General features: G+C 51.7%; 20 protein-coding genes. 4 read left to right on the forward strand and 16 right to left on the reverse strand.

All coding sequences use genetic code 11. The features are described 5' to 3' along the window. Window positions 1–12 precede the first annotated feature (12 nt). The 4 genes from EDM52_RS04385 to EDM52_RS04400 all read right to left on the reverse strand — a co-directional run bounded on the left by EDM52_RS04385 (window position 13) and on the right by EDM52_RS04400 (window position 4,997). On the reverse strand, window positions 13–906 hold the full coding sequence (locus EDM52_RS04385; RefSeq protein ID WP_122907818.1) for an ABC transporter permease: 894 nt from the start codon (window positions 904–906) through the stop codon (window positions 13–15). A 5-nt stretch (window positions 907–911) separates the two neighbouring features. Further along, the gene (locus EDM52_RS04390; protein WP_122907819.1) at window positions 912–1,868 is read right to left on the reverse strand and encodes an ABC transporter permease; all 957 of its coding nucleotides are present in this window, start codon (window positions 1,866–1,868) and stop codon (window positions 912–914) included. A gap of 14 nt (window positions 1,869–1,882) precedes the next feature. Continuing rightward, window positions 1,883–3,538, reverse strand: coding sequence for an ABC transporter substrate-binding protein (locus EDM52_RS04395; protein WP_122907820.1), 1,656 nt, complete (start codon window positions 3,536–3,538; stop codon window positions 1,883–1,885). 469 nt (window positions 3,539–4,007) lie between these two features. Continuing rightward, window positions 4,008–4,997, reverse strand: coding sequence for a quinone oxidoreductase family protein (locus EDM52_RS04400; RefSeq protein ID WP_122907821.1), 990 nt, complete (start codon window positions 4,995–4,997; stop codon window positions 4,008–4,010). Between the two features lie 169 nt (window positions 4,998–5,166). Here EDM52_RS04400 and EDM52_RS04405 point away from each other — a divergent pair, with 169 nt between their 5' ends. From EDM52_RS04405 to EDM52_RS04415, 3 genes are all read left to right on the forward strand, one after another. Further along, window positions 5,167–6,429, forward strand: coding sequence for a dicarboxylate/amino acid:cation symporter (locus EDM52_RS04405; protein ID WP_122907822.1), 1,263 nt, complete (start codon window positions 5,167–5,169; stop codon window positions 6,427–6,429). 20 nt (window positions 6,430–6,449) lie between these two features. After that, window positions 6,450–7,304 (forward strand): diaminopimelate epimerase, encoded by an 855-nt coding sequence (gene dapF / locus EDM52_RS04410; RefSeq protein WP_122907823.1) that lies wholly within the window; start codon window positions 6,450–6,452, stop codon window positions 7,302–7,304. A gap of 136 nt (window positions 7,305–7,440) precedes the next feature. Next, on the forward strand, window positions 7,441–8,715 hold the full coding sequence (locus EDM52_RS04415; RefSeq protein WP_122907824.1) for a helix-turn-helix domain-containing protein: 1,275 nt from the start codon (window positions 7,441–7,443) through the stop codon (window positions 8,713–8,715). Window positions 8,716–8,828: 113 nt separating this feature from the next. Here EDM52_RS04415 and EDM52_RS04420 read toward each other — a convergent pair whose 3' ends face one another. After that, complete coding sequence (locus EDM52_RS04420; protein ID WP_122907825.1) at window positions 8,829–10,184, reverse strand: M20/M25/M40 family metallo-hydrolase; 1,356 nt, start codon at window positions 10,182–10,184, stop codon at window positions 8,829–8,831. A 231-nt stretch (window positions 10,185–10,415) separates the two neighbouring features. On the opposite strand from EDM52_RS04420, the gene EDM52_RS04425 reads away from it, so the two are divergent. Continuing rightward, entirely contained in the window at window positions 10,416–11,741 is a 1,326-nt protein-coding gene (locus EDM52_RS04425; protein WP_122907826.1) for an amidohydrolase, read from the forward strand. Window positions 11,742–11,915: 174 nt separating this feature from the next. On the opposite strand, the gene EDM52_RS04430 is transcribed toward EDM52_RS04425, so the two are convergent. From EDM52_RS04430 to EDM52_RS04480, 11 genes are read right to left on the reverse strand one after another with little or no spacing between them, the layout of a single operon-like run. Then, the gene (locus tag EDM52_RS04430; RefSeq protein WP_122907827.1) at window positions 11,916–12,755 is read right to left on the reverse strand and encodes a M55 family metallopeptidase; all 840 of its coding nucleotides are present in this window, start codon (window positions 12,753–12,755) and stop codon (window positions 11,916–11,918) included. A gap of 25 nt (window positions 12,756–12,780) precedes the next feature. Beyond that, complete coding sequence (locus tag EDM52_RS04435) at window positions 12,781–14,202, reverse strand: serine hydrolase domain-containing protein (protein WP_122907828.1); 1,422 nt, start codon at window positions 14,200–14,202, stop codon at window positions 12,781–12,783. Between the two features lie 46 nt (window positions 14,203–14,248). After that, a complete protein-coding gene (locus EDM52_RS04440; RefSeq protein ID WP_122907829.1) occupies window positions 14,249–15,670 on the reverse strand; it encodes a serine hydrolase domain-containing protein in 1,422 nt (473 codons plus the stop codon). Window position 15,671: 1 nt separating this feature from the next. Next, a complete protein-coding gene (locus tag EDM52_RS04445) occupies window positions 15,672–16,502 on the reverse strand; it encodes a GNAT family N-acetyltransferase (protein WP_122907830.1) in 831 nt (276 codons plus the stop codon). Between the two features lie 18 nt (window positions 16,503–16,520). Continuing rightward, window positions 16,521–17,648, reverse strand: coding sequence for an o-succinylbenzoate synthase (menC, locus tag EDM52_RS04450; protein ID WP_122907831.1), 1,128 nt, complete (start codon window positions 17,646–17,648; stop codon window positions 16,521–16,523). Then, window positions 17,648–18,640 (reverse strand): ABC transporter ATP-binding protein, encoded by a 993-nt coding sequence (locus tag EDM52_RS04455; protein ID WP_122907832.1) that lies wholly within the window; start codon window positions 18,638–18,640, stop codon window positions 17,648–17,650. Before EDM52_RS04455 ends, menC begins: the two co-directional genes overlap by 1 nt. Next, complete coding sequence (locus EDM52_RS04460) at window positions 18,637–19,623, reverse strand: ABC transporter ATP-binding protein (RefSeq protein WP_122907833.1); 987 nt, start codon at window positions 19,621–19,623, stop codon at window positions 18,637–18,639. Before EDM52_RS04460 ends, EDM52_RS04455 begins: the two co-directional genes overlap by 4 nt. A 28-nt stretch (window positions 19,624–19,651) precedes the next feature. After that, on the reverse strand, window positions 19,652–20,539 hold the full coding sequence (locus EDM52_RS04465) for a serine hydrolase (protein WP_122907834.1): 888 nt from the start codon (window positions 20,537–20,539) through the stop codon (window positions 19,652–19,654). Window positions 20,540–20,568: 29 nt separating this feature from the next. After that, window positions 20,569–21,483 (reverse strand): ABC transporter permease, encoded by a 915-nt coding sequence (locus EDM52_RS04470; RefSeq protein WP_122907835.1) that lies wholly within the window; start codon window positions 21,481–21,483, stop codon window positions 20,569–20,571. 16 nt (window positions 21,484–21,499) lie between these two features. Then, a complete protein-coding gene (locus tag EDM52_RS04475; protein ID WP_122907836.1) occupies window positions 21,500–22,420 on the reverse strand; it encodes an ABC transporter permease in 921 nt (306 codons plus the stop codon). Between the two features lie 47 nt (window positions 22,421–22,467). Next, on the reverse strand, window positions 22,468–24,105 hold the full coding sequence (locus EDM52_RS04480) for an ABC transporter substrate-binding protein (RefSeq protein WP_122907837.1): 1,638 nt from the start codon (window positions 24,103–24,105) through the stop codon (window positions 22,468–22,470). Window positions 24,106–24,122: the final 17 nt, after the last annotated feature.

Raw genomic sequence — 24,122 nt, forward strand, 5'->3', positions numbered from 1 at the left:
CCTCCCCCTTCTCTACTTTTTCGTCTGGCTGTTGCGGGGATCGAGCAGATCGCGCAATCCATCACCAAACAAATTCAGCCCAAGCACCATCGCCATGATGAAGACTCCCGGAAATACCGTCATCCACCACGCGTTAAAGATCACGGATTTGCCGTCCAGAAGAATGTTTCCCAAGCTGGGATCAGGTGCCGGAATCCCTGCTCCAAGAAAACTGAGCGCCGCTTCTGTCAATATCGATGCGGCAAAGATATAACTCGTCTGGATAATCAAAGGTGATGTCGAGTTCGGGGCCATGTGCACCCAAATGATCCTCCACGCACTCGCTCCTTGGGAACGCAAGGCTTCGATGTATATTTGCTCCCGAACGACCAAGGCGACAGAGCGAACAACCCGGGCCACGGATGGCGTGTAGACGATGACCAGTGCCAGGATTACATTGCTTTTCATCGGCCCCATCGCTGCGACGATCGCAATCGCCAATAATATAGAAGGAAAAGCGAATAAACCATCGCAAATCCGCATGAGAACATGGTCCAAAATCGCGTAGTAGGCACAGAGCAACCCAATGACCAAGCCAAGGAAGGAAGCGACCAGCGCGACAGAAAAGCCGACTGAGATGGATACCTGCGCTCCATACAGAACACGGCTGAATAAATCCCTGCCGAAGTTATCGGTTCCAAACCAATGCTCAGAACTCGGTGCCTGCAATCTGTTTTTCGGATCGACCTCCAATGGCCCATAGGTCGTCAAAAAGGGAGCAATCCATACGAGCAGAATGATGACAAGCAAAATCGCGGAGCCCGTAACTGCAAATCTGTTGCCCCAAAAACGGCGGATATTGCGCTGCCGATGCTCTCTTTTGATCTCCAGCATCGAAAAAACGTCCCGTTCCGTAATCACTTTCATGCGAACTACCTCTCTTTACGATTCAGACGAACCCTGGGGTCAACAATCCCGTAAAGCAAGTCGACGATTAAATTGAGCAAGACATATGTGACCGTGATCAACAGTACTGTGCCCTGAATGACAGCATAATCCCTTCTCTCCACAGAGCTGATGATCAATTGACCGATACCCGGAATATTGAACACCGTTTCCACGACAGCAGCACCCGTGACCAGTCCGCCAAACGTCTCGCCGATCACCGTCAAAATCGGAATACATGCATTGCGGAGAGCATGCTTATAGATGACCATTGTCTCTTTCAAGCCTTTGGCTCTCGCCGTTTTGATGTAATTGTCTGCGATAATGTCCAGCATCGAGGAACGGGTCATCCTCGCAATCAAGGCCGCTTGCATGAAGCCGAGTGCAAGTGCCGGCAGGATGAGATAGCGCAGGTGGTTCCACAAGCCAGAGCTGAGCGGCTTGTACCCTGCTACCGGGAGCCATTTCAGCTGGACGGCGAAGAGTAGAATAAGGAACAAGCCAAGCAGAAAGCTGGGCACCGAGATTCCAAACAAGGACACGCCCATAACGGCCTGATCGATCATGGTCCCTCTGCGCCGTGCAGCCATAATCCCGATCGGTATAGCAATCAGGATCGCGATAATCTGCGCCAAGATCGCAACAGAAACGGTCGGACCCAGATGTTCCCAAAAAGCCTGGGTGACGGGTACATCCGAAAAATAGGATCTGCCCAAATCACCCTGCAAGACATTGGCCAGCCAATGGAAGAACTGAACGGCAAGCGGGAGATCGAGGCCGAGCTGTGAACGCAGCTCGGCTATCTCCTTTTCTCCTGCCTCATCCCCCAGCATGACCGCCGCCGGATCGCCTGGAGTGAGATGTACAATCATAAAAACCACGACGGCTACTACTGCCAGAATGGGTAGCATGGATAGAAGACGCTTCAGGATGTATCCACTCAAACCAAGCTACCTCCCTACTTTTTCGTTGTACTTACATTCCACAGGATGGGTCCGATGACGTCCTGCAGTCCTTGCACATGATTGGCCACAGCAGCCATGTTCACGCGATTCCCCAGCTTGATGATCGGCAGTTCTTGCCACACCAACGCTTGCAGCTGATCCACCAGGGGCTTGGCTTCCGCGATGGACGGTGCGCTCTGAATCTCATCCAAGAGCTTGTCGATCTCCGGGCTGTTCGTCCAGCCTGGATAGCCGCCGCGAGAATCCAGGAATGGCAGCTGATGCAAGGTCGGACGAACCGCAAAGCCGACAACGAAGAAATCCCATACCTTCTCATCCTTGCGTCGTTCTTGCATCGTCGGCCAGTCGTACACATCCAGCTTGGCATTCAACCCGATGGCTTGGAGCTGCTGCTGAGCCACAACCGCAGCATTGTAATAATCGGGGTAGTCGCGGGTCACCAGAATCGTCACTTCTTCCCCTTTGTAGCCGGATTCAGCCAGAAGCTGCTTTGCTTTGTCCAGATTGTGCTGATTGTATTCTTCTTTCCCTGCCTGGCTGTGCCAGTCGGACTGATTCGGTAGGGCCAATCCGGAATCGAGGGTGTAATAGCGTGAATCCCGATAAGCCGAGATCAGGATTTCCTCGATGTCCAATGCTGCATTGACCGCTTGGCGTGCTTTCACATTGCTGAAGAGGCCAGATTTCTTGTTAAACACAAAGGTCGTCATGCCGCCCTCACTGACAAAGCTGCTTACATCTGGTGAGTTTTCGATTTGCTCAGCGTTGTCAAACGGGATACTGAAGGCGATGTCGTATTCCCCTGTTGTGATTCCCGCCACCCGCGTCGACTCGTCCGTGACATAGTGGAAGTACAAATCATCCACCAGCGCTTCCTTCTTGCCGCCCAACCCGTCACTTGCTTCAGTACGAGACGCATAGTCCGGATATTTTTTCAGATGCACGTATTGGTCCTGCTTCCATTCCTCCAGTTGGAAAGGACCTGTACCGATAAAGGTTTTTACGGCCTCTACGCCGCTTTCCTCGATGATTTCCTTTGGCATGATCGCAGGAAACGGAGCAGTATCCGCTAAAATATGTAAGGTCAGAAGTGAAGGCTTTTGCAGGGTCAAAACCACCGTGCCTGGATCTTTGGCTGTGAATGCAGCCCCAGACAGATTGGCTTTTCCTTGTGTCGAAACCTTCAGCCATTTATTCATGGACGCAACCACGTCGTCAGCTGTCATTTCCTTGCCGTTATGGAATTTGACGCCCTTTCGCAGAGGGAAGGTGATGGACAGTCCATCCTGGCTCACCTCATAGGATTCCGCAAGCATCGGTACCACTTCGTATTTGCTGTTCAAGGTCACCAGCGGCTCAAAAATCTGCCGGGCGATGTCTTTGGTCGAGGCATTAGTTGTCGTGTGCGGGTCAAGCGTTGCTGCCTTGGCCGGATAGGCGATGTTGATAACTCCCCCAGTGGCTGGGCTCTCCGCTTGGGTGGAATTGCCTTGAGCTGATGTCGAACCGGAGCCGGCATTCCCCTCGCTAGTATGACCACCTGTCGTCTGGCCGCCGCATGCTGTCAATGCAAAGACACTTGCCAGAAGTATGGGCAACAGCTTCTTTTTCAAAGGTGAATCAGTGAATAAGCTTCTTCTTTTCTCCATGATGGCTCCCCCTTTTGTGACTCTCTTCTGCGTTTGAAAGGTTCGAGAGGTACCTCTCGTTGTCTCAAATCTCTTCCGCTAGCTGCAACCTTTTGCAGGACGTAAACCCCGATTGGTTTGCTTGGAATTGTTATACAATAAAATAATCCTCAAATTCTCATCTGTCAAGTCGGAATTACACATTCGTCTTTTTTTCATGTAAAACGGGACACGAAAAAACCCTCGAATCCATCTTCGAGGGTTAGGATTTTGGCTATTCGCCAATGGCTCTTTACATGTCTCGCATAACCGGCGGCACTTCCTTGTAGCCCTTTGACTTGATAGCTCCCAGGATCACCCCTGCCAAAAGCCAGCTTCCACCTACGACGTAGGTCATGGTGTCAAAGCCTGACCAGACAAAGATGTAAATGTCCGCGGCCTGCTAGTGTTGTTCACTGCTCTCTCTCCCGTAGCTGCTTCATTTTAGACCCTATTCGCTCAACGCTTCATCTACAACCAGCAAGACTTTCCCCGTACTTTTACGACTTTCCACCCATTCATGTGCTCTGGCAGCCTCACTCAGCGAGAAAGTACCCCCGATTTTGATTTGCAATCGCCCCTGAGAAAGGAAAGGGATAACTTGTTCGGCAGTACGGCGCAGTTGTTCCGGACGTTTTTGCCGAGTGGTGCCAAAGCTGAATCCGAGAACAGAACGGCAGCTCGCATGCAAATCCACCGTCTGGAAGCTTCCGATCTCTCCACTGGCATTTCCGAAATGGACGAGCCGTCCGTATGGAGCCAGGCACGTCATGCTTTTTTCAGAAACGCGCCCGGAGATCGAATCCAAAATGATATTGGCTCCCTCCCCTTGTGTCCATTCATTGACCTTCTCGGCAAAATCCTCCTGTTCATGACAAATCACGTGATCCGCGCCAGCCTCAAGTACGATCCCCGACTTGCTCTCACTACCCACGGTTCCAATCACTTTTCCTGCTCCCAAAAGCTTTGCCAGCTGGATCGCGGTCGTTCCGATTCCCCCTGCTGCTGCATGGATCAGTACGGTTTCTCCCGATTCTATTCTTGCTACCTCGGCAAGCAGCTTGTACGCGGTAAAAGAGACGATCGGACTCGCTGCTGCCGCCCTGAAATCCAAGCTGTCCGGGATGGCAAAAGTCAGCGCTTCATCCGCTACGACATACTCCGCATAGGAACCCTGGCTTGGGAAAGCGATGACTCTTTGCCCTATTTGAAAATGTTCCACTTCCGTACCCACACGCTCGATCACTCCGGCGACATCCAATCCCGGAATAAAAGGAAGCTTTCCCCCTTTTTTCCCATACCGGGATTTGATATCAGCAAAATTCACACTGGTCGCGACGGTTCGGATCAAAATCTGCTTCGGCATCATTTCCGGCATCTCGACGTCTGTATAGATCATGTTTTCGGGTCCACCGTACCCCGTAACAAGAATAGCTTTCATCTGTATCTCCTCCTACTCGCATGATTCAAGGTATCGCGCTTGGCCTTTGAATACTTCGTAGACTTCGTCCTTCATATCGTAACATCATTTGGAATTTTTCTGCTGAATATGTTATATTTTCAGAAGATTTAAAATTAAATCTTTCACTCGAAAGGGAGACTGATCTTTCATGGTTCATGCATCTAAAAACAGCGTCTGGCAGTCGTACCGTTATCCCATCATGCTCCTGATCTGCATTGCGATCGGGGCTATCGCCGGCACGATTATGGGGAAAGATGCCGAGGTATTGAAACCATTCGGGGACATCTTCATCAATATGATGTTTACGGTTGTCGTCCCCCTCGTCTTCGTGAATATCAGCAGCGCAGTCGCCAATATCGTCGACTTGAAGCGCTTGGGAAAAATCCTGGGGATCATGCTTGCTGTCTTCATCATCACCGGGATCATTTCCGCCACAATGATGCTCGTCGGTGTCTCCATCTTTCCTCCAGCCGAAGGAATCAATCTGGAATTAAAGGCACCAGAGGAAATCAATCAGCTGAATACAGCAGACCAGTTTGTTCAGGCATTTACCGTCTCGAATTTCAGTGATCTTCTATCCCGAAAAAATATGCTCGCACTTATTGTCTTCTCCATTTTATTTGGGTTATCGGTTAGTCTGGCCGGAGAGAAGGGGCGAAAGGTTGCAGATGGACTAACCGCCTTGTCAGACGTTATGATCAAGATGATCAAAATCCTGATGTATTACGCGCCTATCGGTTTGGGAGCTTACTTTGCCAACCTGGTTGGGGTGTTCGGTCCAGACCTGCTTGGATCCTACGCCAGAGCGATGGCCATCTACTATCCGATTTCCTTTCTCTATTTCTTCCTTGCATTCACGATTTACGCGTATTTGGCAGTGGGAAAACAAGGGCCTCGCATCTTTTGGAAAAATGCCATCTCCCCAGCTGTCACTTCCTTTGCGACTGGCAGCAGCGTGGCCACTATCCCAGTCAACTTGTCTGCAACAGAGAAAATCGGTGTACCCAAAGACATTCGCGAGATCGTCATCCCGCTGGGCGCGACTGCTCATATGGACGGGTCCTGTCTGAGTGCAATCTTGAAAATTTCATTCATCTTCGGCCTTTTCAACATGCCTTTTCATGGAATGGATACCTATTTAACCGCGATCATGATCGCTGTGCTGAGCGGTGTGGTGATGTCTGGCGTTCCAGGTGGTGGATTTATCGGGGAAATGCTGATTGTCACCATGTACGGCTTTCCTCCAGAAGCTTTGCCGATCATTGCGATGCTGGGCACGCTCGTCGACCCTCCTGCCACGATGGTAAACGCTACGGGAGACACAGTCGCAAGTATGCTGGTAGCGAGAATCGTCGACGGCAAGGAATGGATGAAAAAGAAAGTGATGGGCAGTCACAGCGAAACTGCTTAATGTAGAAGGAGTGCACGGACATGACGGCAAAAACGATTCCTTTTTCAAAAATGAATGGCTGTGGCAATGACTTCATCGTCATCGACAACCGCGAGCAAATCATGGATGGCTTCGAGCTTTCCACCTTTGTCAAAAACATCTGTTCACGGGGCACCTCATTGGGCGCTGACGGATTTATGATGCTCGAAAGCTCAGATCTCGCGGACTTCAAGATGCGCTATTTCAATGCAGACGGCAGCGAAGGAGAAATGTGCGGCAACGGTGCGAGATGCCTGTCCCGCTTTGCTTACCTTGCCGGAGCGGTCAAGGACACGATGACGTTTGAGACGCTGGCCGGGGTGTATCAAGCTGAAATTTTTGACAACAAGCAGACGGTGAAAGTAAAGTTTCCAGACGTCTTATTAGACGAATTAAAGCTTCACCAGCCCTATCCGCCCGGCGGTCCAGCGGCGAACTACCACTACGGGTTTGTCGGGGTTCCACATACAGTCTGGTTTGTCGAGGAGCTAGCCAAGATCGACGATCAGCAGATTATACAGTGGGGAAAACAGGTTCGCTATAACGAGCAGCTTTTCCCTCAAGGAACCAACGTGAATTTCATCGAAGTAATCGGCCGACAAACCCTTCAGATTCGCACGTATGAGCGCGGTGTAGAGGCGGAAACGTACGCATGCGGCTCAGGATCGACAGCCGCAGCCATTATCGCTGGAATCATGGAAGTGGTCGATCCCGATTTGCCCGTGTACCTGCAAACACGAGGAGGTTTGCTTACGATTTCCTATGAATTGGCAGGCGGTGTTTCCCGCGACATCTTTATGGAGGGAAATGCCAAGCTCGTAGCGACCGGCGAGCTGCTGCCGGATTCCTGGATGTAACATGTCAGGCAAGCTGACAAGCATCAGCTACACAAACAAGCCTCCCTTTCAAGCAATCGCGGAAAAGGAGGCTTTTCCTTTTATGTTAAACGAGATACGATTACAGGCAACAGTTTCCCATTAGGAGGCCTTCTCTTTGGATAGACTTGCGATCATCGGTCCCATAGATTCAGTTGCATACATAGCAGGAGTTTGCGAGCAACAAAATGTATTCGAGCCCGTCCCGCTTCCCTACTCGCGCATAGAAGAGTGCAGAGAACTTATTTTGAACAATCGGCACCGCATCGATTTTTGGTTGTTTTCCGGCCCTGTCCCCTACTCTTATTGCGTCGAACAAGAATGGGTGACAGCTAAGAATGCGGCCTATCCGCCTTTGAACGGACGCGGCCTGACTAATGTATTATTTCGTGTCTTTCGAGAACGCACTCCGATTGCCGGAATCAGCTTTGATACATTTTTGCAAAATGAAATCGATGAAACCATGAACGAACTGCATCTTACAGATATTCCGATCACAACCTACGGATACGTCGGCTATCTCGATGCCAGTCAGATTCTTGCGCATCATCGCACGATCTGGGACGCAGGAAAGGCAGACATCATCGTCACCTGTATCCACAGTGTCTATGAAGAACTGCGGGCACAAGGACTTCCCGTCTATCGCGTAAGCCCTCCCATCTCCGTCTTGCGCCAAACCTTGCAAATAATTGAGCAGCGACTCAAATCCGAAAGATATCAGCTCTCCTCCGTCGTCATCATGGCCATCGAGGTCACCTACCCTGTGGAGAGTGAACAGGGCTTTTCCAACGAATCGGAGAAGTTGCGCTTGCAGCTCTACTACGATTTGCTCGATCTGGCTGAAAAGGCAAACGGCGCTCTATACCCCAGTACACCAAACCTTTTTCTCCTGTATACGACGTGTGGCGAGCTTGCCAACTTGAATCAAAAGCTGAGCCTTTATGAGTTTTTGCAAAATATCAAAGTAATGCTATCTGTCGAAGCCAAAATAGGAATCGGCTATGGACTGAATGTCCATCTCGCCAGAAAAAATGGACAAGCCGCCCTCGAACACGCCAAGCAATCTCCTGTATCCGGCATTTTTGAAGTGAGTGAAGACGGCAGCCTGCATGGCCCCTTAGAGCCGAAGAAACACGGCAATGACCATTGGGAGAGCATGATCAAGGAATCCTCTCTCAGCCCGATGCTCCTTGCACGCATGGAAGCATTCACCAAGCAATACGGTGTCAGAGAAGTGACACCTCAGGAATTAGCCCGCTTTCTGAAAATGACAGAGCGAAATGCACGCCGGATTTTGCAGGAAATGGAACATTCCGGTCTTGCCAGCCACGTTCGGATCGAGCAACCAAACGGTCGAGGTCGACCGAGAAAGGTTTACAAGCTGTTCCATTGATCCTCCTGCTCTCTATCCACATCAAATACCCCCGCTGCACATGAGACAGCGGGGGTATTCCGTGCTCCACCAAACGAAAATGGCAGACCATCAATGCAACGCAACTCCAATCGTCAATCGAGATCCCGTTTGGCGAAATCCTCCATGATGGCTGCGATATGCTTGATTCCTTGGATGTAATCCTCGACAAATATATTCTCGTTCGGTGCGTGATTATTAGACTGAAAATTACCCACCCCAACGGAGACAGCAGGAACACCGATGCTTTGGCATAGCACGTACATGGGTCCTGTGCCCGGCGACATGGGCATAAGAGTAGGCTCCATTCCGTATACCTCGATGCACGTATCCCGTACACTTGCTGTCAGGGGATTGACGATCTCGGTACGAGCCGGATAATCGAGCGAGTAAGCTTCTATCTCGATATCGGAGAAGCCATGCTTGTCCAGATGCTCCCGTAGCAAGCGCAAAATTTCATGCGGGTCCTGATTCGGAACGAGGCGAAAATCAATTTTGGCACGCGCGACAGATGGAAGCACCGTCTTCGTTCCTTCTCCCGTATAGCCGGATTCGATTCCACAGATCGTACACGTAGGTTGAAAGACCAGCTTTTCCTTTAAGGGAAGTCCGGACAAATCAAGCAGGAAGGATTCCAAGCCAAGGTTCTTGAGCATGCTCTCCTCGCTGTAGATCATCTGGTCCAGCGCTTCATAATCCTCCGGCGAGAGAGTGGCTACCCGGTCATAAAATCCTTCAATCTGAATCCTTTCATCGGGGGTTTTCAAGGTGGACAAAGCCCAGTTCAGTCGCCATGCAGCATTTTCGATAATGGCGGCATTCGCGGAATGAAGATCTGTGTTGGCGCCCCGACAAGTCAATTCCACATAGCACATTCCTTTTACGCCCAAACTCACCTGCGGACGTCCATCAGCATTCTTGTACCCAAACTCCCAGATGCAGCCGTCCGCGCGGAGCAGCTCTTTATGCTGGTGAACGAATTCTTCCAGACTGGTACTTCCGATCTCCTCTTCTCCCTCGACGATGAACTTGACCTGAAGGGGCAATTCACCGCGAACCTGCTGATAGGCGTGTACAGCAGCCAATCGCGCCATCAGATTTCCTTTGTTGTCCGCTACCCCTCGCGCATAGACGCGACCGTCTCGGATCTCCGCCGCAAATGGCGGGGAGTCCCACAGCTCAATAGGATCTTCTGGTTGAACGTCATAGTGATTATAAAAGGAAAGGATTTTGGATTTATCCGGATTAAATAATCCATACACGACAGGATAGCCCGAAGTGGACACCTGCAATGTCTCGGCACCCAATTCCTTCAGAATCTTCTCCACCATTTCGGCTGTTTCCTTCATCCCCCGATTTTGTGCTGCCACGCTTGGCAGCCGACAGATTTCCTGCAGCCAGGTGAGGTACATTTCTCTATTGTTTTCAATAAACGCAAAGACATCCTCCATCGCGATCCCTCCCATTAAGGAAACATTCCTAAATAACCAGATATTTACCCATTATTGAGAATAATATGTCAAATTTTCTAGCTATGTCAATTGCTGATTACTCTCTTCAAAATCAACAAGAGGATTTCCGTCGCACACCGCGAATTAGTACTTCATCATTTAAGGACTTTTTCCTAAATACATCGCAATGGATATCCGTTGAGATGAACCTGGATCGGAGTTGAAGCAAACATGAAAACGCAATGGCTGGATGACGTCGACCTCCTCTACCCTACCTTGGTAGAATGGCGAAGAGATTTTCACAAATACGCTGAGTCCGGTTGGGTTGAATATCGGACTGCAGCCAAAGTCGCTGGCCTCCTATCCGACTGGGGATATGAGGTCAAAGCCGGAAAAAAAGTGATCCACGAGCATGCGCGTATGGGCGTTCCTCCACTAGCTTTCTTGCAGGAGCAGGAAAAGCGGGCGTTGGAGCAAGGTGCAGATCCCAAGTGGGTCGCACGTTTCCAAGGTGGCTTTACAGGAGTCACAGGGATTCTTGAAACAGGCAGGCCCGGTCCTACTGTCGCTTTTCGCTTTGACATGGACGCATTGGACCTCGAAGAATCAAGCAATGAGCAGCACCTGCCGGAAGCAACCGGCTTTCGATCGATTAATGCCGGCATGATGCACGCCTGTGGGCACGATGCCCACACCACGATCGGACTCGGCTTGGCCCGCATCCTCATGCAGCTGCGCGAGCATTTGAACGGCAGAGTGATGCTAATCTTCCAACCCGCCGAAGAGGGCGTACGTGGCGCCAAATCGATGGTCGAAGCAGGAGTTGTTGACGATGTCGACCTCTTTTTTGCCTGCCACATCGGAACAGGCCCCTCCTTGGGAGAAGTCGTTTGTGGTGCAAATGGCTTCCTATCAACAACCAAGCTCGACGTCACCTACCGTGGGGTCGCCTCCCACGCTGGTGCCAGACCGGAAGAAGGGAAGAATGCTCTGCTGGCTGCTGCGGCCGCGGCCCTGCATCTTCACGGAATTTCCCGGCACAGCGATGGCGCATCCCGCATCAATGTCGGTGTCTTGACTGCAGGCAGCGGCAGAAACATCATCCCCGACTCAGCTACCCTCAAACTGGAAACGCGAGGGGAGACTTCAACGATCAATGCCTACATGGTTGAGCAGGCCATGAACGTCATCAGAGGCACCGCAGTCATGTACGGCGTGGATGAAACGGTCCTCGTACAAGGTGGCGCCCAAAGTGCCGAACCGAGTGAAGCGCTGATCCCCTATATTCGAAATCAGGCCAAGCAGGTGCCAGGTGTCAAGCGAATCATCGATCTCCAATCCGCTCTTGGTTCTGAAGATGCTACGTTCATGATGGAACGCGTCCAGCAGCAAGGCGGTCTGGCTTCCTACCTGATTTTTGGCACAACTCTCGCAGCTGGTCATCATCATGAGAGGTTCGACATCGACGAGGATGTCATGAAAATCGCTGTAAAGACACTCGTTCACTGTGCATTACATACAGACCAGCTCACCCCGATCCTGCATGCGAAACCGTGAGAATTTGGTTAGAAAACTTGGCTACGCCAAGCTTTTGGCGGAGCCTTAGTTGCACTTATACTATCTTCCGCTAATCTTTTTAGCGCTTTAGCGCACTTAAACTTTCCGATAGTACAAAAAAGGTGCTGCCCTCAAAAAACCTTGGGACAGCACCTTTTGTGTACACTCCTCTCGTTACGTACCCGTAATCATGCGATTGACCTGACCCGTAAGCAACAGCATCGCCTGCACGACGGGCATGATGCTGGCCATATCATCGCACTGGTAGCGCACCGTACGTCCATCAATCAGCTCTACTCCCGGCATCCAGCTAACCGCTGTGGCAAACTGCGACTTCGTAAATTCGATTTCAATCGTATTGACCTTTGGCAGTTCAATCGGCTTGACCTTGCTTCTGTTGAGCAGCGCCTCTTCGGCTGTCTGGCGTATCAGCTCTCGCGCCCGCTGCGGATGTATAGCGAGAGAGGATAGTCCGGTAATACCCGATTTGACTGCGACAGTATAGACGCCCGGGATATCAGCCTCTACCTCCTGCGCCGTCTGCGTATCGCCCGTAACCAAGACGACTGGCACGTTGAACACTCCTGCGATCGCGGCATTCAACCCTGCTTCCCCCACTTCTTTTCCGTTCAGGACCAGGCGATGGATGGCAACACCGGACAATGTGTGGTTGAGCACAGCCTCACCCAAGCCTGCCCTTCCGTGATAGCCGATGAAAAATGCTGCGTCACATGTGTCATCGATGCCTTGCATCATGCAGAGCGGCTTGAAAAAGCCACGGATCACGTCAGCCGCAGGATGCAACTCTTCCAGGAGCAGATTGTTCATCGGACCATGCGATTCATTCACGATGATCTGCGTAGCCCCTGCTTCCAAAGCCCCCTCGATCGCCGCGTTTACATCCTGTGTCAAAAGACGCCGACCTGCCTCATAATGGCGTCGACCCGGAATGACATCCTCCCACTCACTAATGCCCGAGATGCCCTCCATATCCAATGAAATAAATACTTTCATGAACCATCCGTCCTCTCACTTCTGATCATGATTCCACTTTGGGCAGTTGGCGCGAACCCAGGGCAAAGCGCTTGATCTCACCGTCTTGATTTCGTACAAAACGGACGAGCGTATCGATCTCTCGACGAGTAAAGAGGAATGCATCCTCCCCAATCGAACGTAGCGGCAACGTTTCTTTTCCCATCTGGATGTGCAGCTGACCTGCTTCCTCATCCAGCTGGATCGTCACTTCATCGCCTTCCCCCGATTTGAACGCTCCAGCGTAAGATTTCATCCTGGCAAGTGGAACCTCGTAATCGGCAAAGGTCGCAAATGGCGTCTTTAACGGGCGATCGAAGAGGCTGTTCAACAGGCCCAGAGTCAGCTCCGTAATCGGGGCATCATCCACGTTGGTCAATAGGATGCCTGTCAGACCTGCCTCAGGCAAAATCAGCATGTGCGCTGTAATGCCCTTCAACCCCCCCGTGTGCTGGATGAGCGTCACTCCTTCCGCAAAAGAGAGCATGCCTAGACCGTATCCATAGCTGCGCAGGGCATCCACTTTGGCATGGGGCGAAACCATTTGCGTCACGCTATCTGGCGTAAGGAGGCTGGAGCCGCCAGCTATCCCTCCTGTCCGGTATAGCTCTGCGTATCGGAGCATGTCACGCGCGGATGCCTTGAGAAAACCAGCCGCCCGCATGGAGGGTGAGTCCCACCAGATCGGAGCCCGGTACACTTCCTTTGCGCCGTCTTTCTCTCTCGTCGAGTACAGGACGGAGTGATTGTCATCATCCAGCTCCTCTACGAAAAAGACCGAGCGATCCATGCCGAGCGGCTGCAGAATATGATCCTTCACATAATCCTCGAAGGATTTGCCGCTTACTCGCTCGATGATCGCACCCAACAGTCCAAAGGCGTCGTTCGAATAGCTGAATTCGGTCCCAGGTGGCCCCAGCAATTCGATGGGTTGATCCCCGATGTAAGCCATCAATTGCTCAAAGGTGTCGATCGGCTCTTTTTCCGCAAACTCCGGATGCTTCAAAAGCTCTTCTGCAGCCGGATCGTCTTGCATACTGCGCAGCATGGCCGGGATGAGCGACGACAGCGGCGGAAGTCCCGGTGTATGGGTCATGAAATGGTGAATCGTGACCTTTCGCGTATGTTCTTCATCCGGCGTACGAAATTCCGGCAGGTAGGTCACTACTGGATCATGGACGGACAGCTTTCCTTCCTCTTGCAACTGCATGATCGCGACGCAAGTGAACGATTTTGTAATCGAGCCAATGCCAAATACGGTTTCCAGATCAGGCGGCAATTGCGCTTCGCGGTCACGGTAGCCAAATCCCTTTTCATAGATCAGTTCTCCGTCTTTGGCGACAGCGACGACGGCACCCGGCACCTGCAGCTCATCGAGCAGCTCCTGGGCAAACGTCTCAAAGGTTTGCTCCCACGCCTTGGTCTTCATCTCGTGCCTCCTTTTTGTGAAAAAAAATCACCTTGAATTTCGTTCGTCAAGCAAGCTGGTCCTGATCGCTTTGCTTGATGAGCTGACGAAAATGGAAGGAAACCCGACTGACATCGCCAGTCTCCGTGCGAATAAAGCGCATATACTTCTCCAGTCCGGTCCCCATTTTAAAGACAAAGCAGTCTTCCTTCACAGGCCGCAACGGGAACGTCATGCCTTGCAATTGCATTTCCAAGCCCGCTTCATTCAAGGAGACCTGGACTTTTTCTCCCTCACCGGACTTGTACTCTCCGACAAATTCATTCAAGGTATCTGCTGAAACTGCGTAATCAGGATAGAGCACGACCGGTTCTTCTACAGGCAGACCCTGAGCGGTATTCAAGGTCGCTGCCAAAAGCTCTGTAGATGGCGAACCATCCAGGTTGGTGAGAATCACGCAGGTGATCCCCTGCTCGGGTACGATACAAAGCTGTGCCGCCACCCCTTTTATCGCGCCTCCATGCTCGATCAAAGTCCCGCCGCGGAAATCCGGTGTGACCATAAAGCCGTAACCGTAGTGACGTGTTGGCTCCAAACCCGCATAATTGCCAATCATCTGGCGGACGCTGTCCTCAGACAAAATTCGGTGATCTCCCACCAAACCGCCCGTACGGAAGATTTCGGCATAGGCGAGCATATCGCGTCCCGTAGATTTTATGAAGCCGGCTGCACGCATCGACGACGCATCCCACCAGAGGGGAGCTGCGAACACTTCCTTGCCTTCTTCTCCCTTTTTACTGGTGTACAGGGTCGTAATGTTGTCATATTCACCCAAATCTTCGATCAAAAAGACAGTGTGCTTCATCCCCGCTGGCTCCAGAATATGCTCCTGTATATAGCTTTCATACGTTTGTCCGCTGACGCGCTCGATGATGGCACCGAGCAGGGCATAGCCATCATTGCTGTAGCTGAATTCGGTTCCTGGTTCTCCGAGCAGCTCTACGTCCAGACTGGCGATAAAAGCCATCAGTTGTTCGTACGTATCAATCGGTTCATGCGCCGTGAGGTCCACACTGTTGTTCGGATTTTCCTTCACCGCAGGGTCGATCTCCATGCTGCGTCTCATCGCATAGTAAAGCGTCGGCAGCGACGGCAAGCCAGATGTATGCGACATCAGATGGGCGATCGTGATTCGCTTCGTCCGCTCTTCATCTTTCGTCCGAAATTCTGGCAAATAGGTGACCACTGCATCGTGAACGGACAGCTTTCCTGCTTCTTGCAGCTGCATAATCCCTACGCAGGTAAAGGATTTGGTAATTGAACCAATGCCAAACACCGTATCCTCCGTCACTTCTGCCTGCTGCTCCAGATCGCGAAGCCCAAGCCCTCCAGCGTACTGCATTTCCCCATCCTTTGCGATCCCGATAAACGCTCCAGGCAGCTTCGCGTCTTCCATCAGCTTCCCGGCAAATGCTTCCAATTGTGTCATGTCACATTTCCCCCTCGACGATTTTTTCAAGCACGTACGCATGCACCGGTTCTTCTGTTTTCAGCACACCGATAACCGTATAGCCTAGCGTAAAAGCCGACTTGCACATATTGCGCAAAGCAAGGCGCCATTCCAGTGCGACCTCGAGATGTTCCTGCTTGATGGAATGAATCGTCGCCGGGACGGATAGCAAGATGCCGGTATGCTCGCCCAGCCCTTCCCGAATGAGCGGGCGAGGTTGTTTTTGTTCGTCGTATTCCCAATCGATCAGTCTGGGATAGCTACTCCAGGCGCTTTCTTCGCGCTGCCTTCCTTCGATTCCCATAACGACTCGCTTGGAATCCAGCTCCCACTCCAGCAAAAAGCGGTCTGACGGCAATCCTTTGTTGATGCAGTCGCGCATTTCCCCGTAGTAAGACTCCATGTAATGTCGCACCTTGCCCCCCAGCTTGCTCAGGTTGAGATAGGCGTTGCGAGCCTCCAGAGGATCATACGTCCAGGTGATCGTCTCGTACCCATAGTCCAGAGCCCATTCCCGCTGCAGAAGCTTGAGTCTTCTGCCGATGCCCCAATCTCTGTACGCAGGCAGGATTCCCAACATGTGTGAGCAAAGATGTGACTTCCCTTGCTTGAAGCCAGAAAAACCATAGCAATATCCAACTGGCACATCCCCGTGATAGGCAGCGATGACGACTCCTCCGTTGTGAGACGCAGCCAACAGCTGGGCGACAGGAATCACGCTGCTTTCGCCCCATATTTGTCGTTGAAGGTCCTCGATTTCGTTCATCCGAGTCGCGGATGTGACGATCGCGTATTCCAATTCCGGCTTCATCTGTCTTTCACCTCAAAATCATGATGTCACGTCTGCCATGGTGTAGCTTTTTTCCTCGACCTGCAGTGCATGGACTACGCGCCAATTGATGTCATAGCCTATTCCTGGACCTTCTGGAACACCGAGGATGCCGGGCTTGAGAAAGTTCACCTCGGGAACGACAATATCCTCTGCCCAATAACGGCTGGACGCAGACGTGTCGCCGGGAATCGTAAAGTTGGACAGAGAAGTTATCGCGATATTGTGCGCTCGGCCTACTCCACTCTCCATCATTCCGCCACACCAAACAGGTACCTGATGGGCTTCACATAGATCATGGATTTTCTTGGACTCGGTGAGTCCCCCGACACGTCCGATCTTGATGTTGATGATTTTGCAGCTACCCAGCTCAATCGCTCGTCTGGCATCCTCTGCTGAATGGATGCTCTCATCCAGGCAAATTGGCGTTTTCAACTGTTTTTGTAATACAGCGTGATCGACAATATCGTCGTGAGCAAGCGGCTGCTCGATCATGATCAGGTTGTACTGGTCCAGCTTCTTCAGCACGTCCATCTGATCAAGGGTGTATGCCGAATTGGCATCCGCCATCAGCGGCAATGAATCCCCAAAGCGCTTGCGCAGGGCATCGATCAGGGCGATATCAAAGCCGGGCTTGATTTTCACCTTGATCTTCTTATAGCCTTCTGCTACAAACCCCTCCACCTTTTTCACCACGTCCTCGACGGATGGCTCGATCCCTACACTGACACCTACATCGATTTCCTTGCGCTTTCCGCCAAGCGCTTGAGCAAGCGAAATGCCCTTCTGCTTGGCGTACAAATCCCAGACGGCTCCTTCAATCGCCGATTTTGCCATATTATTGCGGCGAATAGGCTCAAACAGACGGCTCACATCCTCCGGAGCCTCAATCTTATTCGTCAGCACCATCGGAATCATGAAGGTTTCCAGCATGTAGTGGATCGTATCCGTTGTCTCTTCATTGTAGAAGGGAAAAGGCATCGCTACGCTTTCCCCATATCCTGTCTCCCCTTCGCCATGCGCGCTGATCAGCAGGAAATCACGCTTTGCCAGTACGCCAAAGCTGGCCTCGAACGGATTTTTAAGCGGCAGATGCAGTCGTCTTACCTCGATTTTCTCGATCTTCATCAATGATCGCTCCTTTCAGGTGACCCGTAGAGATGGCAAGCAACGGCATGATTTCGTTCGATTGCAAGCTCCTGGGGCCGTACTCGTTTGCAAATCTCCATAGCCTGACTGCATCTGGGGTGGAAGGCACAGCCTACCGGCGGATTAGCCGGACTTGGCACGTCTCCGCCCAGTACGATCCTGTCTTTTTTCTGATTGGGATTAGGGATCGGAACTGCGGACATCAAGGCTTGCGTGTAAGGGTGCAACGGCTGCTGAAAGAGCCGCTTCTTGTCTGCGATCTCGACGATTCTTCCCAAATACATGACGGCAATGCGATCGCTAATATGCTTGATCACACCCAGATCATGCGAGATAAACAGGTACGTCAACCCCAAATCATCCTGCAAATCCTGCATCAGATTTAAGATTTGTGCTTGAATAGAGACATCCAGCGCGGATACTGGCTCATCAGCTACGATGAGCTTTGGCTTCACGGCAATAGCGCGAGCAATTCCGATGCGCTGCCTTTGTCCTCCGCTAAATTCGTGCGGATAGCGATCCGCGTGATTGGGATTCAATCCAACCAGCTGCAGGAGCGCCAGTACTCGTTCTCTCATCTCATTGGTTTCCTCTTGTCTGGCTCCAACAGAAAGAGCTTCCGCCAATATCGTCGCAATGGTCAGTCGCGGGTTGAGCGAAGCATACGGGTCCTGAAAAATGATCTGCATCTGATTGCGCATGCTCCGAAGTTTTGCATGCGGCATGGAAATCAGCTCTTCTCCGCCGAATCGGACTGAGCCGGAACTTGGGCGAACCAGCTGCAAAATACTGCGTCCCGTCGTCGATTTGCCGCATCCGCTCTCCCCGACAATTCCCAAGGTCTCCCCCTGCCTCAATTGAAAGGAGACGCCATCCACGGCTTTGATATCGCCTGTTTTTTGTCCGAACAAACCTTTCTTCAGCGGAAAGTAGGTTTTGAGATCTTCTACGACCAGCAGATATTCACTCATATGGCCACCTCCTCGTCCGCATACATCCAGCACCGCACGGCATGTTTGCCAGTACGAACCACGGGCGGCTTTTCCTGCGCGCACCTTTCGATAGCTTGCGGGCAGCGAGAGAGAAACGGACAGCCTTCGTGCACTTCTCCCAGGATCGGCACATTGCCTTCGATTGGGGTCAATCTCCTGTTCTCCCTCTCCAAGCTCGGAATCGACTGAAGCAGTCCCACCGTATAAGGATGCTTGGGAGAAGCAAAGAGCGTTTGTACATCCGCCTCTTCGACGATTTCACCGTAGTACATCACCATGACACGATCTGCCATCTCCGCCACGACCCCTAGATCATGCGTGATCAGCAGAATGGCCGTGTTCACCTTTTGCTTCAGGTCATTCATCAGGTCGAGAATTTGCGCCTGAATCGTCACATCCAAAGCCGTGGTCGGCTCATCCGCAATCAGCAGATCAGGCTGACAGGCCATCGCCATCGCGATCATGACGCGCTGCTTCATCCCGCCCGAAAGCTGGTGGGGAAAGTCCTTGACGATCTTCTCCGCACGAGGAATCCCCACTTTCCTGAGCATGTCGATCGTGTGATTGCGCCTTTCCTCCTTGGTAGCATCCGTGTGCAGCCGAAATACCTCATCGATCTGCCTTCCGATTGAATGGACTGGATTCAGCGAGGTCATGGGCTCCTGGAAAATCATGGAGATATCACAACCGCGTATGGCTCGCATCTCACGCTCATGAAGTTGGTTCAGGACCTTGTCCTTGAAACGAATTGTCCCGTCAATCTTTCCTAGTTTTTTCGCGATGAGTCCCATGATCGACAGAGAGGTCAAGCTTTTGCCACAGCCTGATTCACCGACCAGCGCTACGGTTTCTCCCGCCTCAATCTGAAAGCTGACTTGATTGACCGCCGTAAACGTACCTCGTTCCGTTTTCAGATTCACAGAGAGCCGATCAATATCCAACACTGTCTTTTTTTCCTTCATCGTGCAGCCCCCTATCCTTGCAATCCCATTACTCGTTCACGAAATGCTCATAGGCGGTTTGGGCCAGCCGGGCAATCATGCGCTCCCCTTCTTTGGTGGATGCATGACCAAAAGATAAAGCCGTGATGGTAAATGCTCCTTTTTCCTCGGGAAGGTAGACGATACCGACATCATTCACCACATGGCCGACCGTACCAGACTTGCTGGCTACTACAGTCTGATCCGGTAGTAGGTACGGGATGCGATTGCGCAGCTGCTGCCTTTTCATGATGTCGAGAATGCCGTCACTTGCCGCTTGTGAGGAAAGCTGTCCTGTGCCAATCCATTCGAGCAGCTGGTTCATGTCAGCAGGTGTGGTGACGTTGTTTTCCGGTGTTGGTTGAAAAATGACGCTGTCCGAATCGAAGCCGGATGTCTTAAAGACTTCGGTCACCTTATGAAAGCCTTCAGCCCCTTTTTTCTCACTGCCCATTCCGGCTCCCACGCTGAGCAGCTCCCAGCAGCTCTGCTTGATCGAGATATTTTGCAGGCCCAGCTCTTTCATGTAAGCGTCGACACGTTCGGCTCCGATCAGCTCCAGAATCTTGTCTGTGGCCAGATTGTCACTGACGATAATCATCAGCGTGGCCAGATCCCTCAGCGCTACGTCCGCTCCAGGAAGAAACTCCTTCAGTACGCCAGAGCCAGGAACCAAATCATCCTCCGTCAAGCGAAAACGCTGTTCCAAGCTACATGTTCCCTCGTCAATATCACGAAAAAGTGTCGCCAGAATCGGCACCTTAAAGGTACTTGCCATTTGAAAGTATTGCTCCGGACGAACCCTTGCCTCTTCTCCTGTCCCCAAGTGCTTGACAACCACCCCGAAGGTTGCTGAACTTTCTGACAACACATGTTCCAGCTTTTCCTGCAAGCTCATATCGTCATTCCTCTCCTTTACCCGTTCCGTTATTTTGGATCAAGAGCATCGCGCAGCCCGTCACCCAACAAATTGAAACCCAGCACGACCAGCATGATCGCCAAGCCAGGGAATATGGACATCCACCACGCCTGCCCCAAAAATGCCTTTCCGACGTACACCATCGCACCCCACTCCGGTATCGGCGGCTGCGCACCCAATCCGAGAAAGCTGAGGGCTGCTGCGGCCAATATACTGGTCCCGAATTGCAGGGTCATCAAGACGATGATCGGCGATAGAATATTCGGCAGGATATGCTTGGTCAAAATGACGATATCGCGTATTCCCAATGCCTTTACAGCTTCGATGTACTCTTTTTCACGAATGGAGAGGACCGAAGCGCGTACCACCCTGACATAGGAAGGAATGACCGCGATGACGATAGCGATCATGGCATTCGTCAGCCCTGGACCGAGCACCGCAATGATGGCAATCGCCAGCAGCAAGGCCGGAAGGGCCAGCATAATGTCCATCACCTGCATGATATAGAGCTCCACTTTGCGGTAATAGCCCGCAATGATCCCGAGTGTCACCCCGATCAAGGAGGCGACCGTGACTGTGATCAGCCCTGTCAAAAGGGAGATTCGGCCTCCATACAGCAGCCTGGAGAAGATATCTCGGCCAAAATCATCCGTCCCCAGCAAATGCGTAGCACCTGGTCCCATCAGCCGATCCTTGAAGTTCATCTGATCGATCGGATAAGGAGCGATCAAAGGCGCACTGGCACACCCAATCGTAAACAGGAATAGGATTACAGCCCCGAGCATCGCCGTCTTATTGCGTGCCAACCGCTTTCCCACCTGAAGCCAATAGGATGAAGGTGGAGGTGCTGCCTGTTTCTCAACCGCTCGGATCGGAGGAGGCGTCTCATGGGCTACTTCAACCTGACTCAAGTTTCCACTCATGGTTTCACGCTCCTTCCTACTCGTATTTAATCCGCGGATCAAAAAGGGTATACAGCAAATCAACCAGCAAATTCGTCAGCGCAAACAGCACGGCAGCGAAAAATACAATTCCTTGAATGGTCGGCAGGTCCCGCTTGCCTATTGCTTCAATCGCGAGACTTCCCAGGCCCTGCAAGGAGAAGACCGTCTCCGTCACGATAGCCCCTGCAAGCAAGGAGCCGAATTCGAGCCCGATCAGCGTAATCACGGGAATAATGGCGTTTTGCAAGCCATGCATGATGATGACCGATGTCCGGGGCGCTCCTTTGGCTTGCGCTGTGCGCATATATTCCTGCTTAATCACATCGAGCATACTGGAGCGCGTCATCCGGGCGATCATCCCCGCTCCCCCCAACGCAAGCGTGATCGAAGGCAGAATGAGCGAAAAAAAGCCGTCGTATCCGGAGATTGGAAAAATGGAGAGCTGGTAGGCAAAGATCCAGATCAAAAACAGGGCGATCCAAAAGCCTGGTGCCGAAATCCCCAGAAGAGAGAAAAATACTACCAACCGATCCACCCACGTATTCTGCTTCACCGCAGCGACCATCCCAACCACAACACCGATCACAGTCGCCAGAATGATGCTGTACAAAGCCAACTGCATGGTGATCGGAAAGCGATCCTCGATCTCCTGCCACACCGTGTAGCCTGTGATGTAGGACGTCCCCAGATCCCCCTGCAATAGCTTGGCGACAAAGCTGAAATAGCGGACAATCCACGGTTTATCCAGCCCCAGCTGGGCATTCATAGCAGCGATGGCTTCTTCCGTAGGGTAATCCCCGAGCAAATACTGCACGGGGTCCCCAGGAATCAAATGCACCAACAGAAAGATGAGGATGGTGACGCCCAAAAGCGTTCCCAAGAGTGACAGCAATCTTCGAAAAAGATATCGATGCAAAAGGACCTCATCTCCCTTTTTCTCGTCATGTTTATAAGCCGGTATGCTTATTTGGTGAGCTTGATGTCACCGAACAGGATATCACCCGTGAATGGATTCAGCTTGTAGCCTTCAATATCACGCGTGGCTGTTACGGTTTCACTCACGTACAGAGGAACCCATGGCGGATCGTTTACCAGGATTTCCATTGCTTCCTCGTAGACTTTCATTCGCTCTTCCTCTTTCAAGGTCGTGCGTCCTTTAGCCAAAAGTTCATCTACCTTCGGATTGGAGTAATGGACACGCTTGGAATTGTTTGTCTCCATCAGCAAATAAAGAATGTCCGGATCGTTCAAGCCGAAGTACAGAAGGAATAATTCATGATTCCCTTTAATGGCCCGATCCTTTACGGTAGCTGTATCTGTCACGGCGATCTTGATATCCAGGCCGATTTCTTTCAGCTGGTTTTGCAGGATTTGCGCTACACGCTGCAAGGCGGGATCTTCTGACAAGAGCAGTTCCAGCGAGAAAGGCTTGCCGTCTTTCTCTGCAATGCCGTCTCCGTTACTGTCGGTATAGCCAGCCTCCGCGAGCAGCTGCTTCGCTTTTTCGACGTTGTAGGCATACTTTTCCTTCGCCATGTTTTCGATTCTCTCGCTGTGGCCCGGAATGGTTGGGGGCAGCGGACCGTAGATCGGCTTGGCAAAGCCAGACAACGCGTATTGTACGATCGGCTCTCGATCTACTGCCATTGCGATCGCTTGCTTCACTCGTACATCCTTGAAAATATCCTTCTGGTTGTTGAAGCCCAAATACTTCATGCCCTGTTCCATGCTAGTCTCGATTTTGACACCAGGCACGTTTTGCAATTCCTGGATGTAGGTGCTCGGCACCTCCTGCAAAATGTGGATGGTCCCTTTCTTGAATTCGAGAATACGGGTATCGTCATCTTTCAGGAAACGGAATACCAGTTTGTCAACATAAGGTGCTCCCTGATTATCCGCATAGACCTGGCCCCATTTATAATCCGGGTTTTTTACATACGTCAGAGACGCGCCACGCTTGATCTCCGGATTCATGAAAGGCCCCGTCGCCAGCGGTGCTTCTCCGAACTGCTCACCTTTTTCTTTCAGACGCTCGGGATCCAGAGGTGTTATAAAGGTACCGAGAAGCATGTTGGCAAAAGGAGCAAACGGCTCTTTAAAGTAGACCTTGACCGTATGTTGATCCGTCGCTTCGACCTTCTCAATGGGTCCTGCCAGGTCTTTGACGGGCGAGATCTGGGCGAAGCGCTCAATCGATACCTTGGCCGCTTCCGCTGTCATCGGCGCACCGGAATGGAAGACAACATCCTTGCGCAGCTTCAATGTCCATACTTTGCCGTCTTCCGATACCTCCCAGGACTCCGCCAAATGCGGAACCAATTTCCCTTGCATATCCCGGCTTAAAAACGAATCATACGGTTGGCTGTTGGTTGTATCCAGCCACGTTGTTTTTTGCGGGTCCAATGTATCCGGCTCCACAGGGGCTGCAATGACGAGTGTGCCTCCCTCTTTTGCTTGTGCCTGCTGCTGTGGAGCAGCTGGTGAATCCGTGCCTGTCGGCTGCTGGGTGACACTCGTGTTGGTTGAACATGCGGCAAGCAACAAGGAAATACTGAGTCCAATCGTTGCCAAACTTCTGTTGCGCCTTCTCGATCTCATCATGTCATACGCCCCCTTTG

It is taken from the genome of Brevibacillus invocatus, assembly GCF_003710915.1.
Lineage (GTDB): Bacteria > Bacillota > Bacilli > Brevibacillales > Brevibacillaceae > Brevibacillus > Brevibacillus invocatus.